The 17,998-nt window shown below is 55.2% G+C and carries 17 protein-coding genes and 5 tRNA genes; 13 read left to right on the top strand and 9 right to left on the bottom strand.

All coding sequences use genetic code 11. The annotated features are described in order from the left end of the window. Nucleotides 1-3: 3 nt before the first annotated feature. The 12 genes from tolR to pnuC all read left to right on the top strand — a co-directional run bounded on the left by tolR (nt 4) and on the right by pnuC (nt 7,285). Nucleotides 4-432 (top strand): colicin uptake protein TolR, encoded by a 429-nt coding sequence (tolR, locus tag DFO52_RS08040; RefSeq protein ID WP_003858589.1) that lies wholly within the window; start codon nt 4-6, stop codon nt 430-432. Between the two features lie 28 nt (nt 433-460). Beyond that, on the top strand, nt 461-1,747 hold the full coding sequence (tolA, locus tag DFO52_RS08045; protein WP_133550025.1) for a cell envelope integrity protein TolA: 1,287 nt from the start codon (nt 461-463) through the stop codon (nt 1,745-1,747). Between the two features lie 134 nt (nt 1,748-1,881). Continuing rightward, nucleotides 1,882-3,174 (top strand): Tol-Pal system beta propeller repeat protein TolB, encoded by a 1,293-nt coding sequence (tolB, locus tag DFO52_RS08050; protein ID WP_133550401.1) that lies wholly within the window; start codon nt 1,882-1,884, stop codon nt 3,172-3,174. Between the two features lie 35 nt (nt 3,175-3,209). Further along, nucleotides 3,210-3,731: a peptidoglycan-associated lipoprotein Pal gene (pal, locus tag DFO52_RS08055; protein WP_003858578.1), complete on the top strand. Its 522-nt coding sequence runs from the start codon at nt 3,210-3,212 to the stop codon at nt 3,729-3,731. A 9-nt stretch (nt 3,732-3,740) separates the two neighbouring features. Continuing rightward, entirely contained in the window at nt 3,741-4,535 is a 795-nt protein-coding gene (cpoB, locus tag DFO52_RS08060; protein ID WP_047648368.1) for a cell division protein CpoB, read from the top strand. Between the two features lie 161 nt (nt 4,536-4,696). Continuing rightward, a tRNA-Lys gene (locus tag DFO52_RS08065) sits at nt 4,697-4,772 on the top strand. A 126-nt stretch (nt 4,773-4,898) separates the two neighbouring features. After that, a tRNA-Val gene (locus DFO52_RS08070) sits at nt 4,899-4,974 on the top strand. A 3-nt stretch (nt 4,975-4,977) separates the two neighbouring features. Beyond that, a tRNA-Lys gene (locus DFO52_RS08075) sits at nt 4,978-5,053 on the top strand. Between the two features lie 41 nt (nt 5,054-5,094). Continuing rightward, nucleotides 5,095-5,170 (top strand) — tRNA-Lys (locus tag DFO52_RS08080). Between the two features lie 31 nt (nt 5,171-5,201). Continuing rightward, nucleotides 5,202-5,277: transfer RNA gene (locus DFO52_RS08085), tRNA-Lys, on the top strand. Between the two features lie 222 nt (nt 5,278-5,499). Beyond that, the gene (nadA, locus tag DFO52_RS08090) at nt 5,500-6,543 is read left to right on the top strand and encodes a quinolinate synthase NadA (RefSeq protein WP_133550027.1); all 1,044 of its coding nucleotides are present in this window, start codon (nt 5,500-5,502) and stop codon (nt 6,541-6,543) included. A 22-nt stretch (nt 6,544-6,565) separates the two neighbouring features. Beyond that, nucleotides 6,566-7,285: a nicotinamide riboside transporter PnuC gene (gene pnuC, locus DFO52_RS08095; protein WP_133550029.1), complete on the top strand. Its 720-nt coding sequence runs from the start codon at nt 6,566-6,568 to the stop codon at nt 7,283-7,285. Here the strand turns inward: pnuC and zitB are convergent. Together zitB and DFO52_RS08105 are read right to left on the bottom strand one after the other, a co-directional pair. After that, entirely contained in the window at nt 7,282-8,220 is a 939-nt protein-coding gene (gene zitB, locus DFO52_RS08100) for a CDF family zinc transporter ZitB (RefSeq protein WP_133550031.1), read from the bottom strand. The genes pnuC and zitB overlap by 4 nt on opposite strands. A gap of 105 nt (nt 8,221-8,325) precedes the next feature. Further along, nucleotides 8,326-8,706 (bottom strand): protein YbgS, encoded by a 381-nt coding sequence (locus DFO52_RS08105; protein WP_024908789.1) that lies wholly within the window; start codon nt 8,704-8,706, stop codon nt 8,326-8,328. Nucleotides 8,707-9,010: 304 nt separating this feature from the next. On the opposite strand from DFO52_RS08105, the gene aroG reads away from it, so the two are divergent. Continuing rightward, nucleotides 9,011-10,063 (top strand): 3-deoxy-7-phosphoheptulonate synthase AroG, encoded by a 1,053-nt coding sequence (gene aroG / locus DFO52_RS08110; protein ID WP_133550033.1) that lies wholly within the window; start codon nt 9,011-9,013, stop codon nt 10,061-10,063. A 61-nt stretch (nt 10,064-10,124) separates the two neighbouring features. Here the strand turns inward: aroG and gpmA are convergent, their stop codons facing one another. The 7 genes from gpmA to modE form a co-directional block, all read right to left on the bottom strand. Further along, nucleotides 10,125-10,877, bottom strand: coding sequence for a 2,3-diphosphoglycerate-dependent phosphoglycerate mutase (gpmA, locus tag DFO52_RS08115; RefSeq protein WP_023310804.1), 753 nt, complete (start codon nt 10,875-10,877; stop codon nt 10,125-10,127). 206 nt (nt 10,878-11,083) lie between these two features. Further along, the gene (gene galM / locus DFO52_RS08120; RefSeq protein ID WP_133550035.1) at nt 11,084-12,124 is read right to left on the bottom strand and encodes a galactose-1-epimerase; all 1,041 of its coding nucleotides are present in this window, start codon (nt 12,122-12,124) and stop codon (nt 11,084-11,086) included. Further along, nucleotides 12,118-13,266 carry a galactokinase gene (gene galK, locus DFO52_RS08125; protein ID WP_133550037.1) on the bottom strand — a complete coding sequence of 383 codons (1,149 nt, stop codon included), beginning with the start codon at nt 13,264-13,266 and terminating at the stop codon, nt 12,118-12,120. Before galK ends, galM begins: the two co-directional genes overlap by 7 nt. 5 nt (nt 13,267-13,271) lie before the next feature. Then, the gene (gene galT / locus DFO52_RS08130) at nt 13,272-14,318 is read right to left on the bottom strand and encodes a galactose-1-phosphate uridylyltransferase (protein WP_029739551.1); all 1,047 of its coding nucleotides are present in this window, start codon (nt 14,316-14,318) and stop codon (nt 13,272-13,274) included. 9 nt (nt 14,319-14,327) lie between these two features. Continuing rightward, nucleotides 14,328-15,344 (bottom strand): UDP-glucose 4-epimerase GalE, encoded by a 1,017-nt coding sequence (galE, locus tag DFO52_RS08135; RefSeq protein WP_023334950.1) that lies wholly within the window; start codon nt 15,342-15,344, stop codon nt 14,328-14,330. Between the two features lie 201 nt (nt 15,345-15,545). Further along, nucleotides 15,546-17,018 carry a molybdate ABC transporter ATP-binding protein ModF gene (gene modF, locus DFO52_RS08140; RefSeq protein WP_059346360.1) on the bottom strand — a complete coding sequence of 491 codons (1,473 nt, stop codon included), beginning with the start codon at nt 17,016-17,018 and terminating at the stop codon, nt 15,546-15,548. A gap of 67 nt (nt 17,019-17,085) precedes the next feature. Then, the gene (gene modE, locus DFO52_RS08145) at nt 17,086-17,874 is read right to left on the bottom strand and encodes a molybdenum-dependent transcriptional regulator (RefSeq protein ID WP_133550039.1); all 789 of its coding nucleotides are present in this window, start codon (nt 17,872-17,874) and stop codon (nt 17,086-17,088) included. Between the last annotated feature and the right edge of the window lie 124 nt (nt 17,875-17,998).

Here is a 17,998-nt window from a genome sequence, read left to right on the forward strand (position 1 = left end):
ACCATGGCCAGATCGCGTGGACGAGGTCGTCGCGAGCTCAAGTCCGAAATCAATATCGTTCCACTGCTGGACGTCCTGCTGGTACTGCTGCTGATCTTCATGGCGACAGCGCCAATCATTACCCAGAGCGTGGAAGTGGATCTGCCGGATGCGACAGAATCACAGGCGGTGAGCACCAATGACGATCCTCCGGTAATCATTGAGGTTTCCGGCGTAGGGCAATACAGCGTCGTGGTCGAGAAAGATCGTATGGATCAGCTGCCGCCTGAGCAGGTGATTGCTGAAGCGCAGCGTCGCCTGGAGTCAAATCCGAAAACGGTCTTCTTAATCGGTGGCGCGAAAGACGTACCCTACGATGAAATTATTAAAGCGCTGAACTTGCTACATAGTGCGGGTGTTAAGTCAGTTGGCTTAATGACCCAACCTATTTGATTATCCGCGTAGTTTTTGGGAACCGATAGTGTCAAAGGCAACCGAACAGAACGACAAGCTTAAGCGAGCGATAATCGTCTCCGCAGTGCTGCACGTGATTCTCTTTGCAGCGCTGATCTGGAGTTCGTTCGACGAGCATATTGATGCATCAGCCGGCGGCGGTGGAGGGTCTTCCATTGACGCCGTGATGGTGGATCCCGGTGCGGTAGTACAGAACTATAATCGCGAACAGCAGCAGAAGGCGAGCGCCAAACGGGCTGAAGAGCAGCGTGAAAAACAGTCGCAACAGCAGGCGGAAGAACTGCGTGAAAAGCAGGCCGCAGAGCAGGAGCGTCTGAAGCAGCTTGAGAAAGAGCGTTTGCAGGCGCAGGAAGCTGCGAAAGAGCAGGCGGAACAGCAGAAGCAAGCCGAAGAGGCCGCGAAGAAAGCACAGGAACAGCAAAAGCAGGCGGAAGAGGCGGCAGCAAAAGCCGCAGCGGACGCGAAAGCACAGGCTGATGCCCAGGCAAAATTAGCGGCAGAAGCGGCGAAGAAAGCCGCTGCTGATGCTCAGAAGAAAGCTGAAGCGGAAGCCGCGAAGAAAGCCGCTGCCGATGCTCAGAAGAAAGCTGAAGCGGAAGCGGCGAAGAAAGCTGCTGCTGATGCTCAGAAGAAAGCCGAAGCGGAAGCCGCGAAGAAAGCCGCTCAGGACGCAGAGAAGAAAGCTGCTGCCGAGGCCGCGAATAAAGCGGCTGCTGCTGAGAAAGCGGCTGCAGAAAAAGCTGCCGCTGCTGAAAAAGCCGCTGCCGATAAAAAAGCTGCTGCTGAGAAGGCTGCCGCCGATAAGAAAGCTGCAGCTGAGAAGGCCGCTGCCGATAAGAAAGCTGCAGCTGATAAAGCGGCTGCCAAAAAGGCCGCTGCCGCTGAAAAAGCAGCTGCCGCCGCAGGGGTTGACGATCTGCTGGGCGATTTGAGCTCAGGTAAGAATGCACCGAAAACGGGCGGTGGGGCGAAAGGAAACAACGCAGCGCCGACGGGAAGTGGTAACACTAAGAGTAACGGTGCGACAGGGGCTGAAATCAACGGTTATGCCGCGCAGATTAAATCCGCTATTGAAAGCCGATTCTATGATGCGTCTTCCTATACCGGTAAAACGTGTACGTTGCGTATAAAACTGGCTCCGGACGGCATGCTGCTGGATATTAAGTCTGAAGGTGGCGACCCGGCTTTATGTACTGCGGCCCTGGCTGCAGCGCGTCAGGCGAAGATGCCTAAACCGCCGTCTCAGGCAGTTTATGAAGTCTTCAAAAATGCGCCGCTGGACTTCAAACCTTAAGTTACATTTTCCCCGTGCAAACGGGGAAAAATAGACCAGGTTTAGTCACAGGGTTCTGGTAGTTTTGTCTATTTGAGTTTGTTAACATTCTGCTAAATTATCGTGGGTAAGGTTACCCGGATAAGGGAGATATGATGAAGCAGGCATTACGTGTAGCATTTAGTTTTTTAATGCTGTGGGCAGCAGTACTGCACGCAGAAGTACGTATCGAGATCACCCAGGGGGTGGACTCGGCACGCCCAATCGGTGTTGTTCCGTTCCAGTGGGCCGGTCCTGGCGCTGCACCTGAAGATGCCGGCGGCATCGTGGCGGCTGACCTGCGTAACAGCGGTAAATTCAATCCGTTAGATCGTTCTCGTCTGCCTCAGCAGCCGGGTAGCGCGCAGGAAGTACAGCCTGCAGCATGGTCTGCACTGGGTATTGATGCCGTGGTTGTGGGTCAGGTTACGCCTAACCCGGACGGCTCTTACAACGTGGCCTGGCAGCTGGTGGATACCGGCGGTGCACCGGGTACCGTTCTGGCACAGAACTCTTACAAGGTCACTAAGCAGTACCTGCGCTACGCGGCACACGCTGCCAGCGATGCGGTATTTGAAAAACTGACCGGCATTAAAGGAGCGTTCCGTACCCGTATTGCTTATGTGGTACAGACCAACGGTGGTCAGTTCCCGTATGAGCTGCGCGTATCTGACTACGACGGCTACAACCAGTTCCTGGTGAAACGTTCTTCACAGCCGCTGATGTCTCCAGCCTGGTCTCCGGACGGTTCTAAACTGGCCTATGTGACCTTCGAAAGCGGCCGTTCAGCGCTGGTTATCCAAACGCTGGCAAACGGTGCTGTACGTCAGGTGGCCTCTTTCCCACGTCACAACGGTGCGCCTTCGTTCTCTCCGGACGGGTCTAAACTGGCGTTTGCGCTGTCAAAAACCGGTAGCCTGAACCTGTACGTGATGGACATTGGCTCTGGCCAGATCCGTCAGGTGACCGACGGTCGCAGCAACAACACCGAACCTTCATGGTTCCCGGACAGTCAAAACCTGGCATTTACCTCTGACCAGGCTGGCCGTCCACAAATCTATAAAGTCAACGTCAACGGCGGTGCTCCGCAGCGTATTACCTGGGAAGGTTCGCAGAACCAGAACTCAGACGTGAGCAGCGACGGTAAATTTATGGTAATGGTGAGCTCCAACGGTGGGCAGCAGCACATTGCCAAACAAGATCTGGTAGCGGGTGGCGTTCAAGTTCTGTCGTCAACGTTCCTGGATGAAACGCCAAGTCTGGCACCTAACGGCACGATGGTAATCTACAGCTCTTCTCAGGGGATGGGATCTGTGCTGAATCTGGTTTCTACAGATGGGCGTTTCAAAGCGCGTATTCCGGCAACTGATGGACAGGTAAAATCACCTGCCTGGTCGCCGTATCTGTAAATAATAATTAATTGATTACTAAAGGAATCATAGAAATGCAACTGAACAAAGTGCTGAAGGGGCTGATGATCGCTCTGCCTGTAATGGCAATCGCAGCGTGTTCTTCTAACAAGAACGCCAGCAATGACCAGAGCGGCGAAGGCATGATGGGTGCCGGCACCGGTATGGACGCGAACGGCAATGGCAACATGTCTTCTGAAGAGCAAGCGCGTCTTCAGATGCAGCAGCTGCAGCAGAACAACATCGTTTACTTCGATCTGGATAAATACGACATCCGTTCTGACTTCGCTGCGATGCTGGATGCTCACGCTAACTTCCTGCGTAGCAACCCATCTTACAAAGTCACCGTAGAAGGTCACGCGGACGAACGTGGTACTCCAGAGTACAACATCTCCCTGGGTGAACGTCGTGCTAACGCTGTTAAAATGTACCTGCAGGGTAAAGGCGTTTCTGCTGACCAGATCTCCATCGTTTCTTACGGTAAAGAAAAACCTGCAGTACTGGGTCACGACGAAGCGGCTTACTCCAAAAACCGTCGTGCCGTACTGGTTTACTAAGAGAATTGCATGAGCAGTAACTTCAGACATCATCTGTTGAGTCTGTCGTTACTGGTTGGAATAGCGGCCCCCTGGGCCGCTTTTGCTCAGGCACCAATCAGTAGTGTCGGCTCAGGCTCGGTAGAAGACCGGGTCACTCAACTCGAGCGTATTTCTAACGCTCACAGCCAGCTTTTAACCCAACTCCAGCAACAACTTTCCGATAACCAAAACGATATTGACTCTCTCCGCGGCCAGATTCAGGAAAGCCAGTATCAGTTGAACCAGGTTGTGGAACGTCAGAAGCAGATTTTGCTGCAGATAGATAGCCTGAGTAGCGGTGGTGCAGCAGCACAAGCACAGCCAGCCGCGGGCGATCAGAGCGGGGCCGCGACATCAGCTCCGGCTGCGGATGCTTCTGCTTCAACAGGGGCGCCTGTACAGAGCGGTGACGCGAATACGGACTACAACGCGGCCATTGCCCTGGTGCAGGATCAATCTCGTCAGGATGACGCGCTTGCTGCGTTTCAGAACTTTGTTAAGAAATACCCTGATTCCACTTATCAGCCAAATGCGAATTACTGGCTCGGTCAGCTGAATTACAACAAGGGTAAAAAGGACGATGCGGCGTTTTATTTTGCCTCCGTGGTAAAAAACTACCCGAAATCGCCAAAAGCGCCTGATGCGATGTACAAAGTAGGCGTCATCATGCAGGACAAAGGCGACACTGCGAAAGCCAAAGCGGTTTACCAGCAGGTAGTCTCCAAATTCCCAGGTACCGAAGGTGCCAAGCAGGCGCAAAAACGTCTGAATTCGATGGGATGATTATCGCATGACCAGAAATCGCGTTATTTCTGGTCGTGCAGCATGATTCGTAAGCAGTTAAGTGATCTCCATCGAAATTTTTGTTGCGCTGAATTCTTAAATCAGTAATATATGCCGCCGTTGCCACGGGATATCAAACAACGTGAAAACAGCGTAAAAGTGGGTCGTTAGCTCAGTTGGTAGAGCAGTTGACTTTTAATCAATTGGTCGCAGGTTCGAATCCTGCACGACCCACCACTAAGTCAGGTGGAAGTAGTAGTAAAACGTGAAGGATAACGTTGCGTCAGCAACGGCCCGTAGGGCGAGGCGAAGCCGAGTCATCCTGCACGACCCACCACTTAACGCACACCAGCAGTACAGAGTGGGTGATTAGCTCAGTTGGTAGAGCATCTCCTTTACACGGAGGGGGTCGGCGGTTCGAGCCCGTCATCACCCACCACTCGGGTCGTTAGCTCAGTTGGTAGAGCAGTTGACTTTTAATCAATTGGTCGCAGGTTCGAATCCTGCACGACCCACCAATTTTATTGGTTCCGAGTGATAATTCAGGCAACACCCAAAAGGGTCGTTAGCTCAGTTGGTAGAGCAGTTGACTTTTAATCAATTGGTCGCAGGTTCGAATCCTGCACGACCCACCAGCCTGAATAAATTTGAAGTACATCCCGCAAGGGGTCGTTAGCTCAGTTGGTAGAGCAGTTGACTTTTAATCAATTGGTCGCAGGTTCGAATCCTGCACGACCCACCAGTGTAGAAAGGCGCCCTAAAGGCGCCTTTTTGCTATCTGCCGTCTGTGCAGGTCGGGCAAGGCGAAGCCGCTGGCCGACAAATGCTATTCGCACCTATTTCCGGTGACTTTTCCGCTCATATTCGCTATCTTGTTTAGTATACAAAACACAATTGCCACACGTTTTGCTATGTCATGCAAAAGAAAGGCAATATTGTTAAGCCCGTAAAACGAGAAGCCATAATGAGTGTGATGTTTGATCCTGAAGCCGCAATCTATCCGTTTCCGCCAAAACCTGTCCCGCTGAGCCAGGACGAAAAGCAAATCTACCGTGAGAAGATCAAACGTCTTCTCAAAGAACGAGATGCGGTGATGGTGGCCCATTACTACACCGACCCGGAAATTCAGCAGCTGGCGGAAGAGACCGGGGGCTGTATTTCTGACTCACTGGAGATGGCACGCTTCGGTGCAAAACATCCTGCTTCGACGCTGCTGGTTGCCGGCGTGCGTTTTATGGGCGAAACGGCAAAGATCCTGAGCCCTGAAAAAACCATTCTGATGCCGACGCTTAATGCAGAGTGTTCTCTGGATCTCGGCTGCCCGATTGACGAATTCACGGCCTTCTGTGACGCCCACCCTGACCGGACCGTGGTGGTTTACGCCAACACCTCTGCAGCGGTAAAAGCGCGGGCAGACTGGGTTGTCACCTCCAGCATCGCCGTTGAGCTGATTGAACATCTGGACAGCCTGGGTGAGAAGATTATCTGGGCGCCTGACCGTCATCTTGGAAATTATGTCCAGAAGCAGACGGGGGCTGACGTTCTCTGCTGGCAGGGTGCCTGCATTGTGCACGACGAATTCAAAACCCAGGCGCTGGCGCGCATGAAGGCACTTTATCCTGACGCCGCGATCCTCGTTCACCCTGAATCACCGCAGTCGATAGTCGACATGGCGGATGCCGTGGGCTCAACTAGCCAGCTTATCAACGCGGCCAGAACGCTGCCTAACAGGCAGCTCATCGTGGCAACCGATCGCGGTATCTTCTACAAGATGCAGCAGGCCGTGCCGGAGAAAGAGCTCCTGGAAGCGCCAACGGCAGGCGAGGGCGCAACGTGCCGCAGCTGTGCGCATTGCCCGTGGATGGCGATGAACGGCCTGAAGGCCATTGCCGAAGGGCTCGAGACGGGCGGTGCAGCACATGAAATCCATGTGGATGCTGCCCTGCGTGAAGGTGCGTTAATTCCGCTTAACCGCATGCTGGATTTTGCGGCTACACTACGTACTTAATTCAAAACGCCCCGGGGAAAAGATGGATTTTTTTAGCACGCAGAACATTCTGGTTCATATACCGATTGGTGCAGGTGGCTATGACCTGTCATGGATTGAGGCCTTCGGCACGCTGGCGGGGTTACTCTGTATCTGGCTGGCAAGCCTGGAGAAGATCAGCAACTATGCGTTCGGGCTGATTAACGTTACGCTGTTTGCGATTATCTTCTTCCAGATCCAGCTGTACGCCAGCCTGCTTTTGCAGCTGTTCTTCTTCGCCGCCAATATCTACGGCTGGTACGCGTGGTCGCGTCAGAACAGCCAGCAGGAGGCAGAGCTGCAGATCCGCTGGCTGCCCTTGCCGAAAGCCATCGCCTGGTTTGTCGCCTGTCTGGTCGCCATTGGCTTAATAACCGTCTATATCAACCCGGTGTTTGCGTTCCTGACCCGCGTTGCCGTTTCGGTCATGTCCGGTTTCGGACTGAACGTGACGATGCCCGAGCTTCAGCCGGATGCCTTCCCGTTCTGGGATTCCTGCATGATGGTGCTGTCGATTGCAGCGATGATCCTGATGACCCGTAAATACGTTGAAAACTGGCTGCTGTGGGTCATCATCAACGTGATTAGCGTGGCGATCTTCGCCCTGCAGGGCGTCTATGCGATGTCGCTGGAATATCTGCTGCTGACCTTCATCGCGCTCAACGGCAGCCGGATGTGGATTAAGAGCGCGCGTGAGCGAGGTTCTCACGCGCTTTCCAGCTAGTGGTGATGATGACCTGAATGTTCGGACTGCGCCTCGTTAAGGTGGCAGTCCGGCCCGTTACAGGGCTGATACTCCATCTGGATGGTGGCGTGGCCAATTTCGTAGTGATGTTCAAGAAAATGCTGGATGCGTTCAAGCAGCGCATCGTGGTCGTGAGGCGGGATCACCTGGACGTGCAGCGTCATGACCGGTTTTTCCCCCACCAGCCAGACGTGCACGTGATGAACATTGCGGACTTCCGGGACTGAACGGCGCAGGTTGCGCTTCAGCTCGTCAATATCCATCGATGCCGGTGCCCCTTCAAGCAGTTCATTCACGCTCTCCTTCAGCAGCCGCCAGGCGCTGCGCAAGACCAGACACGACACCAGCACGGACAGAATCGGATCGACAGGCGTCCAGCCGGTGTAGAGGATCACCAGCGCGGCGACAATCGCCCCGACTGAGCCGAGCAAATCACCCAGAACATGCAGAGCCGCAGCGCGCACATTGAGGTTCTTTTCCCCGCTGCCGCGGTGCAAAATCCAGAAGGCCAGGATATTTGCCAGCAGCCCCGCCACGGCAATCACCATCATTGTCGCCCCTGCGATAGGCTGCGGGTGTCTGAAGCGCTGCACGGCCTCCCAGACGATAAGAACGGTAATGACCACCAGCGCAATGGCGTTAACAAACGCGGCCAGGGTTGTCAGCCTCAGCCAGCCGAAGGTATGGCGCGCATTCGGAGGACGACGCGCAAACTGCACCGCCAGCAGGGCGAAGAGCAGCGCTGCGGCATCGGTCAGCATGTGCCCGGCATCAGCCAGTAGCGCCAGAGAGCCGGAGATCAGACCGCCAATGACCTCGATAACCATAAACGTTGCCGTGACGCCAAAGGCGAGCATCAGTCGTTTAGCGTTGTCGTTGCCGGGAGTGTGTGAGTGGGAATGGGAGTGCGCCATGTCTGCTTTCCTGATGTGTTATTGTTTTTAGTGTAGCGTTTTTAATAGGTTACTCCAAAAAGAAAGGAGAGCCAGAGCTCTCCTTTTTCTTCCCGAACACCTCCGTTACTGGGTGGTGCCATCGGTTTTAGTATTCGCGTCGTTTCCTACTTTGTCATTAGGGTCAGGGCATTTGCCGTCCTTGCACATTGAGTTCTTATGAACCTCGTCCGAACTCATATTGTCATGATTCATGGTGCCGGAACCGCTGCCGTTGGGATGCAGCATGGTGCCGCCGGTGTTGGTATTACCGGTATTGATCTGGTTGTTGTCGACATTATTCGGGGCGATATTCTGTTTCGCATCAGGTGCGGGCTGGCCTGCTGCCGCAGCGGCATTCGCATCACCGTTGCTGTCTGATGTGCCCGTTTCCGCGGCCAGGACGCTGCCGCTGGCCAGAGTGAGTGTGGCGGTCAGGAAGAGGGTTGCCAGTTTTGTCATTTTCATCATGGTGCTCCTGTTCTTGTCGTTACGCTGGATAACATTCTCCAACAGTGCATCTTTTTCTGAGGCGAAAGATTCCGCCTTACGGACTTACGTCAGTAGGGAATCGCGTTTAAACGTATAAAATTGGTTGTTACAGTTAAAAAGCTTAGGTTAGATCTCATATTTCGCTATTTTGTGGCGATTTTTAGGCGAATTCCAGGAATTATCTGCGTGAAGTGTAAAACCGTGTTTACACTTCCTGGTCGACAAGATAGATTGAAAGGATTGCTTTCATTACTAAAGATATGGCAGAGCTGGAAAGAAAATGAATTATCAGAACGACGATTTACGCATTAAAGAGATCAATGAGTTATTACCTCCTGTAGCGCTCCTTGAGAAATTCCCCGCCACTGAAAATGCCGCAAATACGGTTTCTCATGCTCGTAAAGCGATCCATAAGATCCTGAAAGGTAATGACGATCGTCTTCTGGTGGTGATTGGCCCGTGCTCCATTCACGATCCTGCAGCCGCGAAAGAGTACGCAGCCCGTCTGCTTACCCTCCGTGAAGAGCTGAAGGACGAGCTGGAAATCGTGATGCGCGTCTATTTTGAAAAACCGCGCACCACCGTGGGCTGGAAAGGGCTGATTAACGATCCGCATATGGATAACAGCTTCCAGATTAACGACGGTCTGCGCATTGCGCGCAAGCTGCTGCTGGAGATCAACGACAGCGGCCTGCCAGCGGCCGGTGAATTCCTCGACATGATTACGCCGCAATACCTGGCAGACCTGATGAGCTGGGGCGCAATTGGTGCCCGCACAACCGAATCTCAGGTGCACCGCGAGCTGGCGTCCGGTCTCTCTTGCCCGGTGGGTTTCAAAAACGGCACTGACGGCACCATTAAGGTGGCTATCGACGCCATCAACGCAGCGGGTGCGCCGCACTGCTTCCTGTCCGTAACCAAATGGGGCCATTCCGCCATCGTTAACACCAGCGGTAACGGTGATTGCCATATCATTCTGCGCGGCGGCAAAGAGCCAAACTACAGTGCGAAACACGTGGCAGAAGTGAAGGTCGGGCTGGAAAAAGCCGGGCTACCGCCGCAGGTGATGATCGATTTCAGCCATGCCAACTCCAGCAAGCAGTATAAAAAGCAGATGGAAGTTGGGGCAGACGTCTGCCAGCAGATTGCTGGCGGTGAGAAGGCGGTGATTGGGGTGATGATCGAAAGCCATCTGGTTGAAGGTAATCAGAACCTGGAAGGCAGCGAACCGCTGGTGTACGGCAAAAGCGTCACCGATGCCTGCATTGGCTGGGACGATACCGATGCTATCCTGCGTCAGCTAGCGAATGCGGTTAAAGCGCGTCGCGGCTAAATTATCTGGCACAAATAAAAAAGCGCGGAAGGTTCCGCGCTTTTTTTATGCCTTGCGAAAATTACTTCGCTTTACCCTGGTTCGCTACAGCCGCTGCTTTCGCCGCGATCTCTTCTGCGTTACCCAGATAGTAGTGTTTGATTGGCTTGAAGTTTTCGTCGAACTCATACACCAGCGGTACGCCAGTTGGGATGTTCAGTTCGAGGATTTCGTCTTCACCCATGTTGTCCAGGTATTTCACCAGCGCACGCAGGGAGTTACCGTGAGCCGCGATGATCACGCGCTCGCCGCTTTTCAGGCGTGGCAGAATGGTTTCGTTCCAGTAAGGCACAACGCGGTCGATGGTCAGCGCCAGGCTTTCGGTGGTTGGCAGCTCAGCGTCGGTCAGCTTCGCGTAACGCGGGTCGTGGCCCGGGTAGCGCTCGTCATCTTTGGTCAGCTCTGGTGGGGTGATTGCGAAGCCGCGACGCCACTGTTTAACCTGCTCGTCGCCATATTTCTCAGCGGTTTCCGCTTTGTTCAGGCCCTGCAGCGCACCGTAGTGACGTTCGTTCAGTTTCCAGGACTTCTCAACCGGCAGCCAGGCCTGATCCAGTTCGTCCAGCACGTTCCACAGGGTGTGGATGGCACGTTTCAGCACAGAGGTGTAAGCAAAATCAAAGCTGAAGCCTTCTTCCTTCAGCAGTTTACCTGCTGCTTTTGCTTCGCTTACGCCTTTCTCAGACAGATCAACGTCGTACCAACCGGTAAAGCGGTTTTCGTTGTTCCACTGGCTTTCGCCGTGACGCACCAGAACCAGCTTAGTAATAGCCATCTCTTACTCCTCAAGCATTTTTAGAATGATAACAATTCTCATTATATTGCCGTGGCCGTGCCACCAGCAACGCTTAACCCTAACCATAGCGAAAATAGTCTCTGAGTGTAAGATGCTTGTGAATCCAGGGTTATGATTTTGTCTGCGATCGGCGCTATTTTCAGCAAGGCGCGCAGAAAAAAGCCCTCCGGAGGGAGGGCTGGATATTAATGCGGAATAAAATGATATTCCGTCACGCTCACGTACTCTTCACCCGGGCGCAGCACGCAGTCCGGCTGTGGCCATTCTGGATTGTTCGGGCTGTCCGGCAGGAATTCGCTCTCCAAAGCCAGGCCTTGCCAGTCGCTGTACTCATCGTGTTCGCGCGCCGTCGTGCCGCCGAGGTAGTTGCCTGAGTAAAACTGCAGGGCAGGGGCGGTGGTATAAACCGTCATCTGCAGTTTCTCATCCGCAGACCAGACCTGCGCGGCAGGCTGTTTCACATCGCCTTTGGCCTGCAGCAGGAAAGCGTGATCGTAGCCTTTCACCTTGCGCTGATCGTCATCACTCATGAAATCCTGGGCGATGGTCTTCGCGCTGCGGAAGTCAAAGCTGGTGCCGCTCACGTCTTTGAGGCCATGATGCGGAATGCCCATCTCGTCAACCGGCAGATACGCATCCGCCAGGATCTGCAGCTTGTGGTTGCGAACGTCGCACTGGCTACCGTCCAGGTTGAAATATGCGTGATTGGTCAGGTTGACCGGACACGGCTTGTCGACCGTCGCACGGTATTCGATGGCGATACGGTTGTCGTCGGTCAGCGTAAAGCGCGCGGACGCGACAAGGTTCCCCGGGAAGCCCTGATCGCCATCAGGCGAATCCAGCGAGAACAGCACTTCGCCATCGTTTTGACGAACAATCTTCCAGCGGCGTTTATCGAATCCGTCCGGACCGCCGTGCAGCTGGTTCTCACCCTGGCTTGGAAGCAGGGTGTACTGCACGCCGTCGAGTTCAAAACGGCTCTTCGCGATGCGGTTAGCATAGCGACCAACGGACGCGCCCAGATAGGCGGACTGATTGATGTACTGCTCAGGCGAGGCGCAGCCGAGCAGAGTCTCGCGCACGCTGCCGTCCGGCATCGGTACGCGGGCAGAAAGAAGGGTTGCCCCCCAGTCCATCACCGTAACGACCATCCCCGCGCTGTTGCGCAGGGTTAACAGGCGATACGGCAGTCCATCCGGTGCAAGGGTAGGTGTTTCGTTTAGCACTGTCCGGCTCCTTGTGATGCTTTACAAACATAGAAGGTTTCTTTGATACCCGTTTTTGCTTCGTACTGCTTCGCCACGGCATCCTGTACGGCAGGGACCAGCTCTTCTGGCACCAGCGCAACGATGCAGCCGCCAAAACCGCCGCCCGTCATGCGCACGCCGCCTTTGTCGCCGATGGTGGCCTTAACGATGTCCACCAGGGTGTCGATCTGCGGAACGGTGATTTCAAAATCATCGCGCATGGAGGCGTGAGATTCCGCCATCAGCTCACCCATGCGTTTCAAGTCACCTTTCGCCAGCGCGGACGCGGCTTCAACGGTACGGGCATTTTCCGTCAGCACGTGACGAACGCGTTTGGCGACAACCGGATCCAGCTCGTGCGCCACTTTGTTAAATTCATTGAGCGTCACGTCGCGCAGGGCAGGCTGCTGGAAGAAGCGGGCGCCGGTTTCGCACTGCTGGCGGCGGGTGTTGTATTCGCTGCCCACCAGCGTGCGCTTAAAGTTGCTGTTGATAATCACCACGGCCGCGCCTTTCGGCAGGGGAACGGCTTTGGTTCCCAGCGAACGGCAGTCAATTAACAGGGCATGCTCTTTTTTGCCCAGTGCGGAGATCAGCTGGTCCATAATGCCGCAGTTGCAGCCCACGAACTGGTTTTCTGCTTCCTGACCGTTCAGGGCGATTTGCGCGCCGTCCAGCGGCAGATGATAAAGCTGCTGGAACACGGTACCTACGGCGACTTCCAGAGACGCAGAGGAGCTTAAGCCCGCACCCTGCGGCACGTTGCCGCTGATAACTAAATCCGCACCGCCAAAGTTCTTGTTGCGCTTCTGAAGGTGTTTCACCACGCCGCGCACGTAGTTAGACCACTGCTGGCTGTCGTGTGTCACAATCGGGGCATCGAGGGAAAACTCGTCCGTCTCATTACCGTAATCCGACGCAATCACGCGTACTTTACGGTCGTCGCGCTTCGCGCAGCTGATGACGGTCTGGTAATCGATGGCGCACGGCAGCACGAAACCGTCGTTATAGTCGGTGTGTTCACCGATCAGGTTAACGCGGCCTGGCGCCTGGATAACGTGGGTGGCAGGGTAGCCAAATTTCTCAGCAAACAGGGATTGGGTTTTATCTTTCAGACTCATTTTTTTTAGACTCCTGATTCGCGATAGTGGACGTCGCTAACGGCACGCAGACGTTCTGCCGCCTGTTCCGCCGTCAGGTCACGCTGGGTTTCCGCCAGCATTTCATAGCCCACCATGAATTTACGCACCGTCGCAGAGCGCAGCAGCGGCGGATAGAAATGGGCGTGCAGCTGCCAGTGTTGATTCTCTTCGCCGTTAAACGGGGCGCCGTGCCAGCCCATAGAGTACGGGAAGGAGCACTGGAACAGGTTGTCGTAACGGCTGGTGAGCTTTTTCAGCGCCAGGGCAAGGTCGTCGCGCTGCGCGTCGCTAAGATCGGTGATGCGCTGCACGTGCGCTTTCGGCAGCAGCAGCGTTTCAAACGGCCAGGCGGCCCAGTAGGGGACGACGGCCAGCCAGTGTTCGGTTTCCACCACGGTGCGGCTGCCGTCGGCCAGCTCGCGCTGGGTGTAATCCACCAGCATCGGCGAACCGTTTTCCGCGTAATACGTTTTCTGCAGACGGTCTTCACGCTCGGCTTCGTTAGGCAGGAAGCTGTTCGCCCAGACCTGGCCGTGCGGGTGCGGGTTTGAACAGCCCATCGCCGCGCCTTTGTTTTCGAACACCTGCACCCACGGATAGCTCTGCCCAAGCTCTGCGGTTTGCGCCTGCCAGGTGCTCACCACCTCTTTCAGCGCGTCTACGCTCAGCTCCGGCAGCGTTTTGCTGTGATCGGGCGAAAAGCAGATCACGCGGCTGGTTCCGCGCGCGCTTTCGCAGCGCATCAGCGGATCGTGGCTTTCCGGCGCGTCCGGCGTGTCGGTCATCAGGGCGGCAAAATCGTTGGTGAAGACGAAGGTGCCTTTGTAGTCAGGGTTTTTGTCCCCGGTGACGCGCGTGTTGCCCGGACAGAGGAAGCAGTCCGGGTCGTGCTGTGGCAGCGTCTGTTTTGCAGGCGTCTCCTGCGCCCCCTGCCAGGGGCGCTTGGCGCGATGCGGAGAAACCAAAATCCATTGCCCGCTTAACGGGTTAAAACGACGATGCGGATGATCGACGGGATTAAATTGCGTCATGACGGATCCTTAGTCCGGATAGCCCTGCGGATGGCGTGACTGCCAGTGCCAGGTATCCTGTGCCATTTCATCAAGCGTGCGCGTCACACGCCAGTTAAGCTCTTTGTCGGCTTTGGTGGCATCGGCCCAGTAAGCAGGCAGGTCGCCATCACGACGCGGAGCGAAGTGGTAGTTCACCGGCTTACCGCAGGCTTTGCTGAAAGCGTTAACCACGTCCAGCACGCTGCTGCCGACCCCGGCGCCGAGGTTGTAAATATGCACGCCCGGCTTGTTGGCCAGCTGCTGCATGGCCGCCACGTGGCCGTCGGCCAGATCCATCACGTGGATGTAGTCGCGCACGCCGGTGCCGTCTTCGGTAGGGTAGTCATTGCCAAAAATTGCCAGCGAGTCGCGGCGACCCACTGCAACCTGGGCGATATACGGCATCAGGTTGTTCGGGATGCCCTGCGGATCTTCACCCATGTCGCCGGACGGATGCGCGCCGACCGGGTTGAAGTAGCGCAGCAGCGCGATGCTCCACTCCGGCTGCGCTTTTTGCAGGTCGGTCAGGATCTGCTCTACCATCAGCTTGCTTTTGCCGTACGGGCTTTGCGGTGTACCGGTCGGGAAGCTTTCAACGTAAGGGATTTTGGGCTGATCGCCGTAGACGGTGGCGGAGGAGCTAAAGATAAAGTTTTTGACGTTGGCCGCACGCATGGCGGAGATGAGACGCAGGGTACCATTGACGTTGTTGTCGTAATACTCAAGCGGCTTCGCAACGGATTCACCGACCGCTTTCAGACCCGCGAAGTGGATCACAGCTTCGATGGCGTGGTCGTGAAGGATCTCGGTCATCAGCGCTTCGTTGCGGATGTCGCCTTCCACGAAAGTCGGTTGTTTACCGCCAAGGCGTTCAATCACCGGCAGCACGCTGCGCTTACTGTTGCACAGGTTGTCGAGGATGATGACGTCGTGACCGTTTTGCAGCAGTTGCACGCAGGTATGACTACCTATGTAACCGCTACCACCTGTTACCAGAACTCGCATATTTCGCTCCATTGGGCTTATGGTATGTAATAACCATAGCATAACAGAGACGCGAAAAGTGTGACATGGGATAAAATAGTGGAATCGTTTACACTCGTTTTCACACTCGCTTTTACAATGACTCCGAGCATTCTAGATCAAAGAGATAGCGATGTATTGATGCAAGTTATCTGAAAAAGAGGAGGGCAGAGCCCTCCACGGTTAATCGACGTTGCTGAGAAGGTAGCGATAACCCTCACCGTCGGGAACAAACTCCAGGCGATGCGTGATGCAGGCGGGGGCATCTTCGGCATGGTGTGAAACGAACAGCAGCTGCGTTTCACCTTCGCTAATAAGCACGTCCACAAAGCGGCGGATAAGCTGTCGATTCAGCGGATCGAGTCCCTGCAGCGGTTCGTCGAGGATCAGAAGCGTAGGGTGTTTCACCAGCGCGCGAACGATCAGGGCCAGGCGCTGCTGCCCCCACGACAGACTATGAAACGGCGCGTCAGCGACCCGGTTGTCCATGCCCAGGATATCCAGCCACTGCTGGGCCAGCTTGTGCTGTTTGTCCGACACCGCCTGATAAATACCGATGGAATCAAAATACCCGGAAAGGATCACGTTGCGTACCGTGGTACTGACCCGGTAATCCAGATGCAGGCTGCTGCTGACGTAGCCGATATGTTTTTTTATATCCCAGATGGTTTCACCGCTGCCGCGACGTCGGCCAAACAGCGTCAGATCGTTGCTATAGCCCTGCGGGTGATCGCCGGTGATAAGGCTCAGTAGCGTGGATTTTCCCGCGCCGTTAGGGCCGACAATCTGCCAGTGTTCGCCGGGATTGACCGTCCAGCTAAGACGGTTGAGGATCGGGCGATCGTCATAAGAGACAATCCCATCCCGCAGCACGATGCGCGGCTGGTGGGGATCGAGCGCGTGGCGGGCCGAAGGGGCGTCAGGTTCCGGTAGGGTTATACCGTCGAGTTGTTCACTGTGCGCGAGCTGGGCAATGAGCGCCTGCTTGAGCAGCGCTGTTTTTTCACCGGTCTCGGTCAGGTTACAGTCAGCCAGTACGCCTGCGTGCTGAATAAAGTCCGGAATTTCATCGAAGCGGTTAAGCACCAAAACCAGGGTATATCCCTGCTGATTAAGCGACTCCAGCAGGGCCGCCAGCTGCGCACGGGACTGCACGTCAAGGCCGTCAAACGGTTCGTCGAGGATAAGCAGCTCGGGCTCGCTCATCAGCGCCTGACAAAGCAGCGTTTTTCGCGTCTCGCCGGTAGAAAGGTATTTAAAGCGCCGGTTCAGCAGGGCGGTGATGCCGAACCGTTCTGCCAGGCGCTGACAGCGGGCGGGATCTTTCACCTCATCCTGAATAATTTCCGCCGTCGTACGGCCGGTATCTTCTTCGCCAGGGCTGAGTAAATCGGTGTTGTTGCGCTGCCACTCGTCGCTTACCAGCTTTTGCAGTTGTTCAAATGACAGGCGCGTCAGGCGCGTAAAGTCGCTCTGGTATTCGCCCTTGAGGAGGGGGAGCTCGCCGGCCAGCGCGCGGGCCAGCGCGGATTTACCGCTGCCGTTAGTGCCGACAAACGCCCAGCTTTCACCCGCGCGTATCGTCAAATCAGCAATCGTCAGCGTTCGGGTATCGCTAAGACGAAACGTGCCTTGCGAAATATGCAATGATGACATGATTTATCCCTGTTTTTGCAGCAATAGATATCAGGGATACGCACTGTCGGCGCGATTGTCAATGCGCTCAGCACAATGTCGCGATAATCACCCGGTCTGCGTTGAACCAGGCGGTAACGACAGAACCTTCTTCTAAACCTTCCGCTTCGCTAAGCGGTATCGTCGCGCAAAGCTGTTGCCCGTCAGCCAGGGTCATCAGCACTTCGCACTGCGCCTGGCCGCGTTCGATATGGCTAATTGCGCCCTGGAGCTGGTTATCGGCCGCCTTTGCGGCGTCGGGATCGCGCGTGATATTGACCCACGGCGCTTTCAGCAGCACCAGCACCTCTTTACCTTCATCGAGCTCAAGGCGCTCTGCGCTCTGCGCCGTTATTGCGGCTTTCAGACGGGTGGTGCCATCGGCAAGCAGGATCTCAATATGCTGCTGTACCTGGAGATTGTCGCGCGCCGTCACCGTACCAAACCACTGGTTGCGGGCGCTGGTTTGTAACGAGAAGCGGGAAATGGCGGCCAGCAAGCTGTCCAGCGGAACGTTATCGTCGTCGCTCAACGCGTCAAACGCCTTTTGCTGGATCTGGGCCAGCAGATCGTAAAGCTGAATAAGGCGCTGGCCATAGCGCGTCACGATCGCACCGCCGCCGCCTTTGCCGCCTGTGGCTCTGTCCACCAACGGTTGTTCGCTCAGGGTGTTCATTTCGTTGATGGCGTCCCAGGCACTTTTGTAGCTGATGCCCGCGTTTTTCGCCCCCTGGCTAATCGAGCCCGTTTGTTCTATTTGTTTAAGCAGGGCGATACGTCGCGGATCGGCGAAAAGCTTCTGCTGAAGTCGTAGAGTGAGGAGAATTTCGGCCTGCATAACAGTGTCCTGGCAAAAAGAGTATTGTGACCCAAATGTTGCAGGGCGCAAAGGGTACCGCACAAAAGGGGATGCTTTTCTCACTTGAAAAGGTAGAATGAGCCATTCACAATATCTGGAGAAA

The sequence above is a fragment of the Enterobacter sp. AG326 genome (assembly GCF_004362415.1).
Taxonomy (GTDB): domain Bacteria; phylum Pseudomonadota; class Gammaproteobacteria; order Enterobacterales; family Enterobacteriaceae; genus Enterobacter; species Enterobacter asburiae.

Excerpts from the sequence above, each read along its gene's own strand:
- tolR (WP_003858589.1), top strand. The coding sequence starts at position 4 with ATGGCCAGATCGCGTGGACGAGGTCGTCGCGAGCTCAAGTCCGAAATC.
- tolB (WP_133550401.1), top strand. The coding sequence starts at position 1,882 with ATGAAGCAGGCATTACGTGTAGCATTTAGTTTTTTAATGCTGTGGGCA.
- pal (WP_003858578.1), top strand. The coding sequence starts at position 3,210 with ATGCAACTGAACAAAGTGCTGAAGGGGCTGATGATCGCTCTGCCTGTA.
- cpoB (WP_047648368.1), top strand. The coding sequence starts at position 3,741 with ATGAGCAGTAACTTCAGACATCATCTGTTGAGTCTGTCGTTACTGGTT.
- nadA (WP_133550027.1), top strand. The coding sequence starts at position 5,500 with ATGAGTGTGATGTTTGATCCTGAAGCCGCAATCTATCCGTTTCCGCCA.
- pnuC (WP_133550029.1), top strand. The coding sequence starts at position 6,566 with ATGGATTTTTTTAGCACGCAGAACATTCTGGTTCATATACCGATTGGT.
- zitB (WP_133550031.1), bottom strand. The coding sequence starts at position 8,220 with ATGGCGCACTCCCATTCCCACTCACACACTCCCGGCAACGACAACGCT.
- DFO52_RS08105 (WP_024908789.1), bottom strand. The coding sequence starts at position 8,706 with ATGAAAATGACAAAACTGGCAACCCTCTTCCTGACCGCCACACTCACT.
- aroG (WP_133550033.1), top strand. The coding sequence starts at position 9,011 with ATGAATTATCAGAACGACGATTTACGCATTAAAGAGATCAATGAGTTA.
- gpmA (WP_023310804.1), bottom strand. The coding sequence starts at position 10,877 with ATGGCTATTACTAAGCTGGTTCTGGTGCGTCACGGCGAAAGCCAGTGG.
- galK (WP_133550037.1), bottom strand. The coding sequence starts at position 13,266 with ATGAGTCTGAAAGATAAAACCCAATCCCTGTTTGCTGAGAAATTTGGC.
- galT (WP_029739551.1), bottom strand. The coding sequence starts at position 14,318 with ATGACGCAATTTAATCCCGTCGATCATCCGCATCGTCGTTTTAACCCG.
- galE (WP_023334950.1), bottom strand. The coding sequence starts at position 15,344 with ATGCGAGTTCTGGTAACAGGTGGTAGCGGTTACATAGGTAGTCATACC.
- modF (WP_059346360.1), bottom strand. The coding sequence starts at position 17,018 with ATGTCATCATTGCATATTTCGCAAGGCACGTTTCGTCTTAGCGATACC.
- modE (WP_133550039.1), bottom strand. The coding sequence starts at position 17,874 with ATGCAGGCCGAAATTCTCCTCACTCTACGACTTCAGCAGAAGCTTTTC.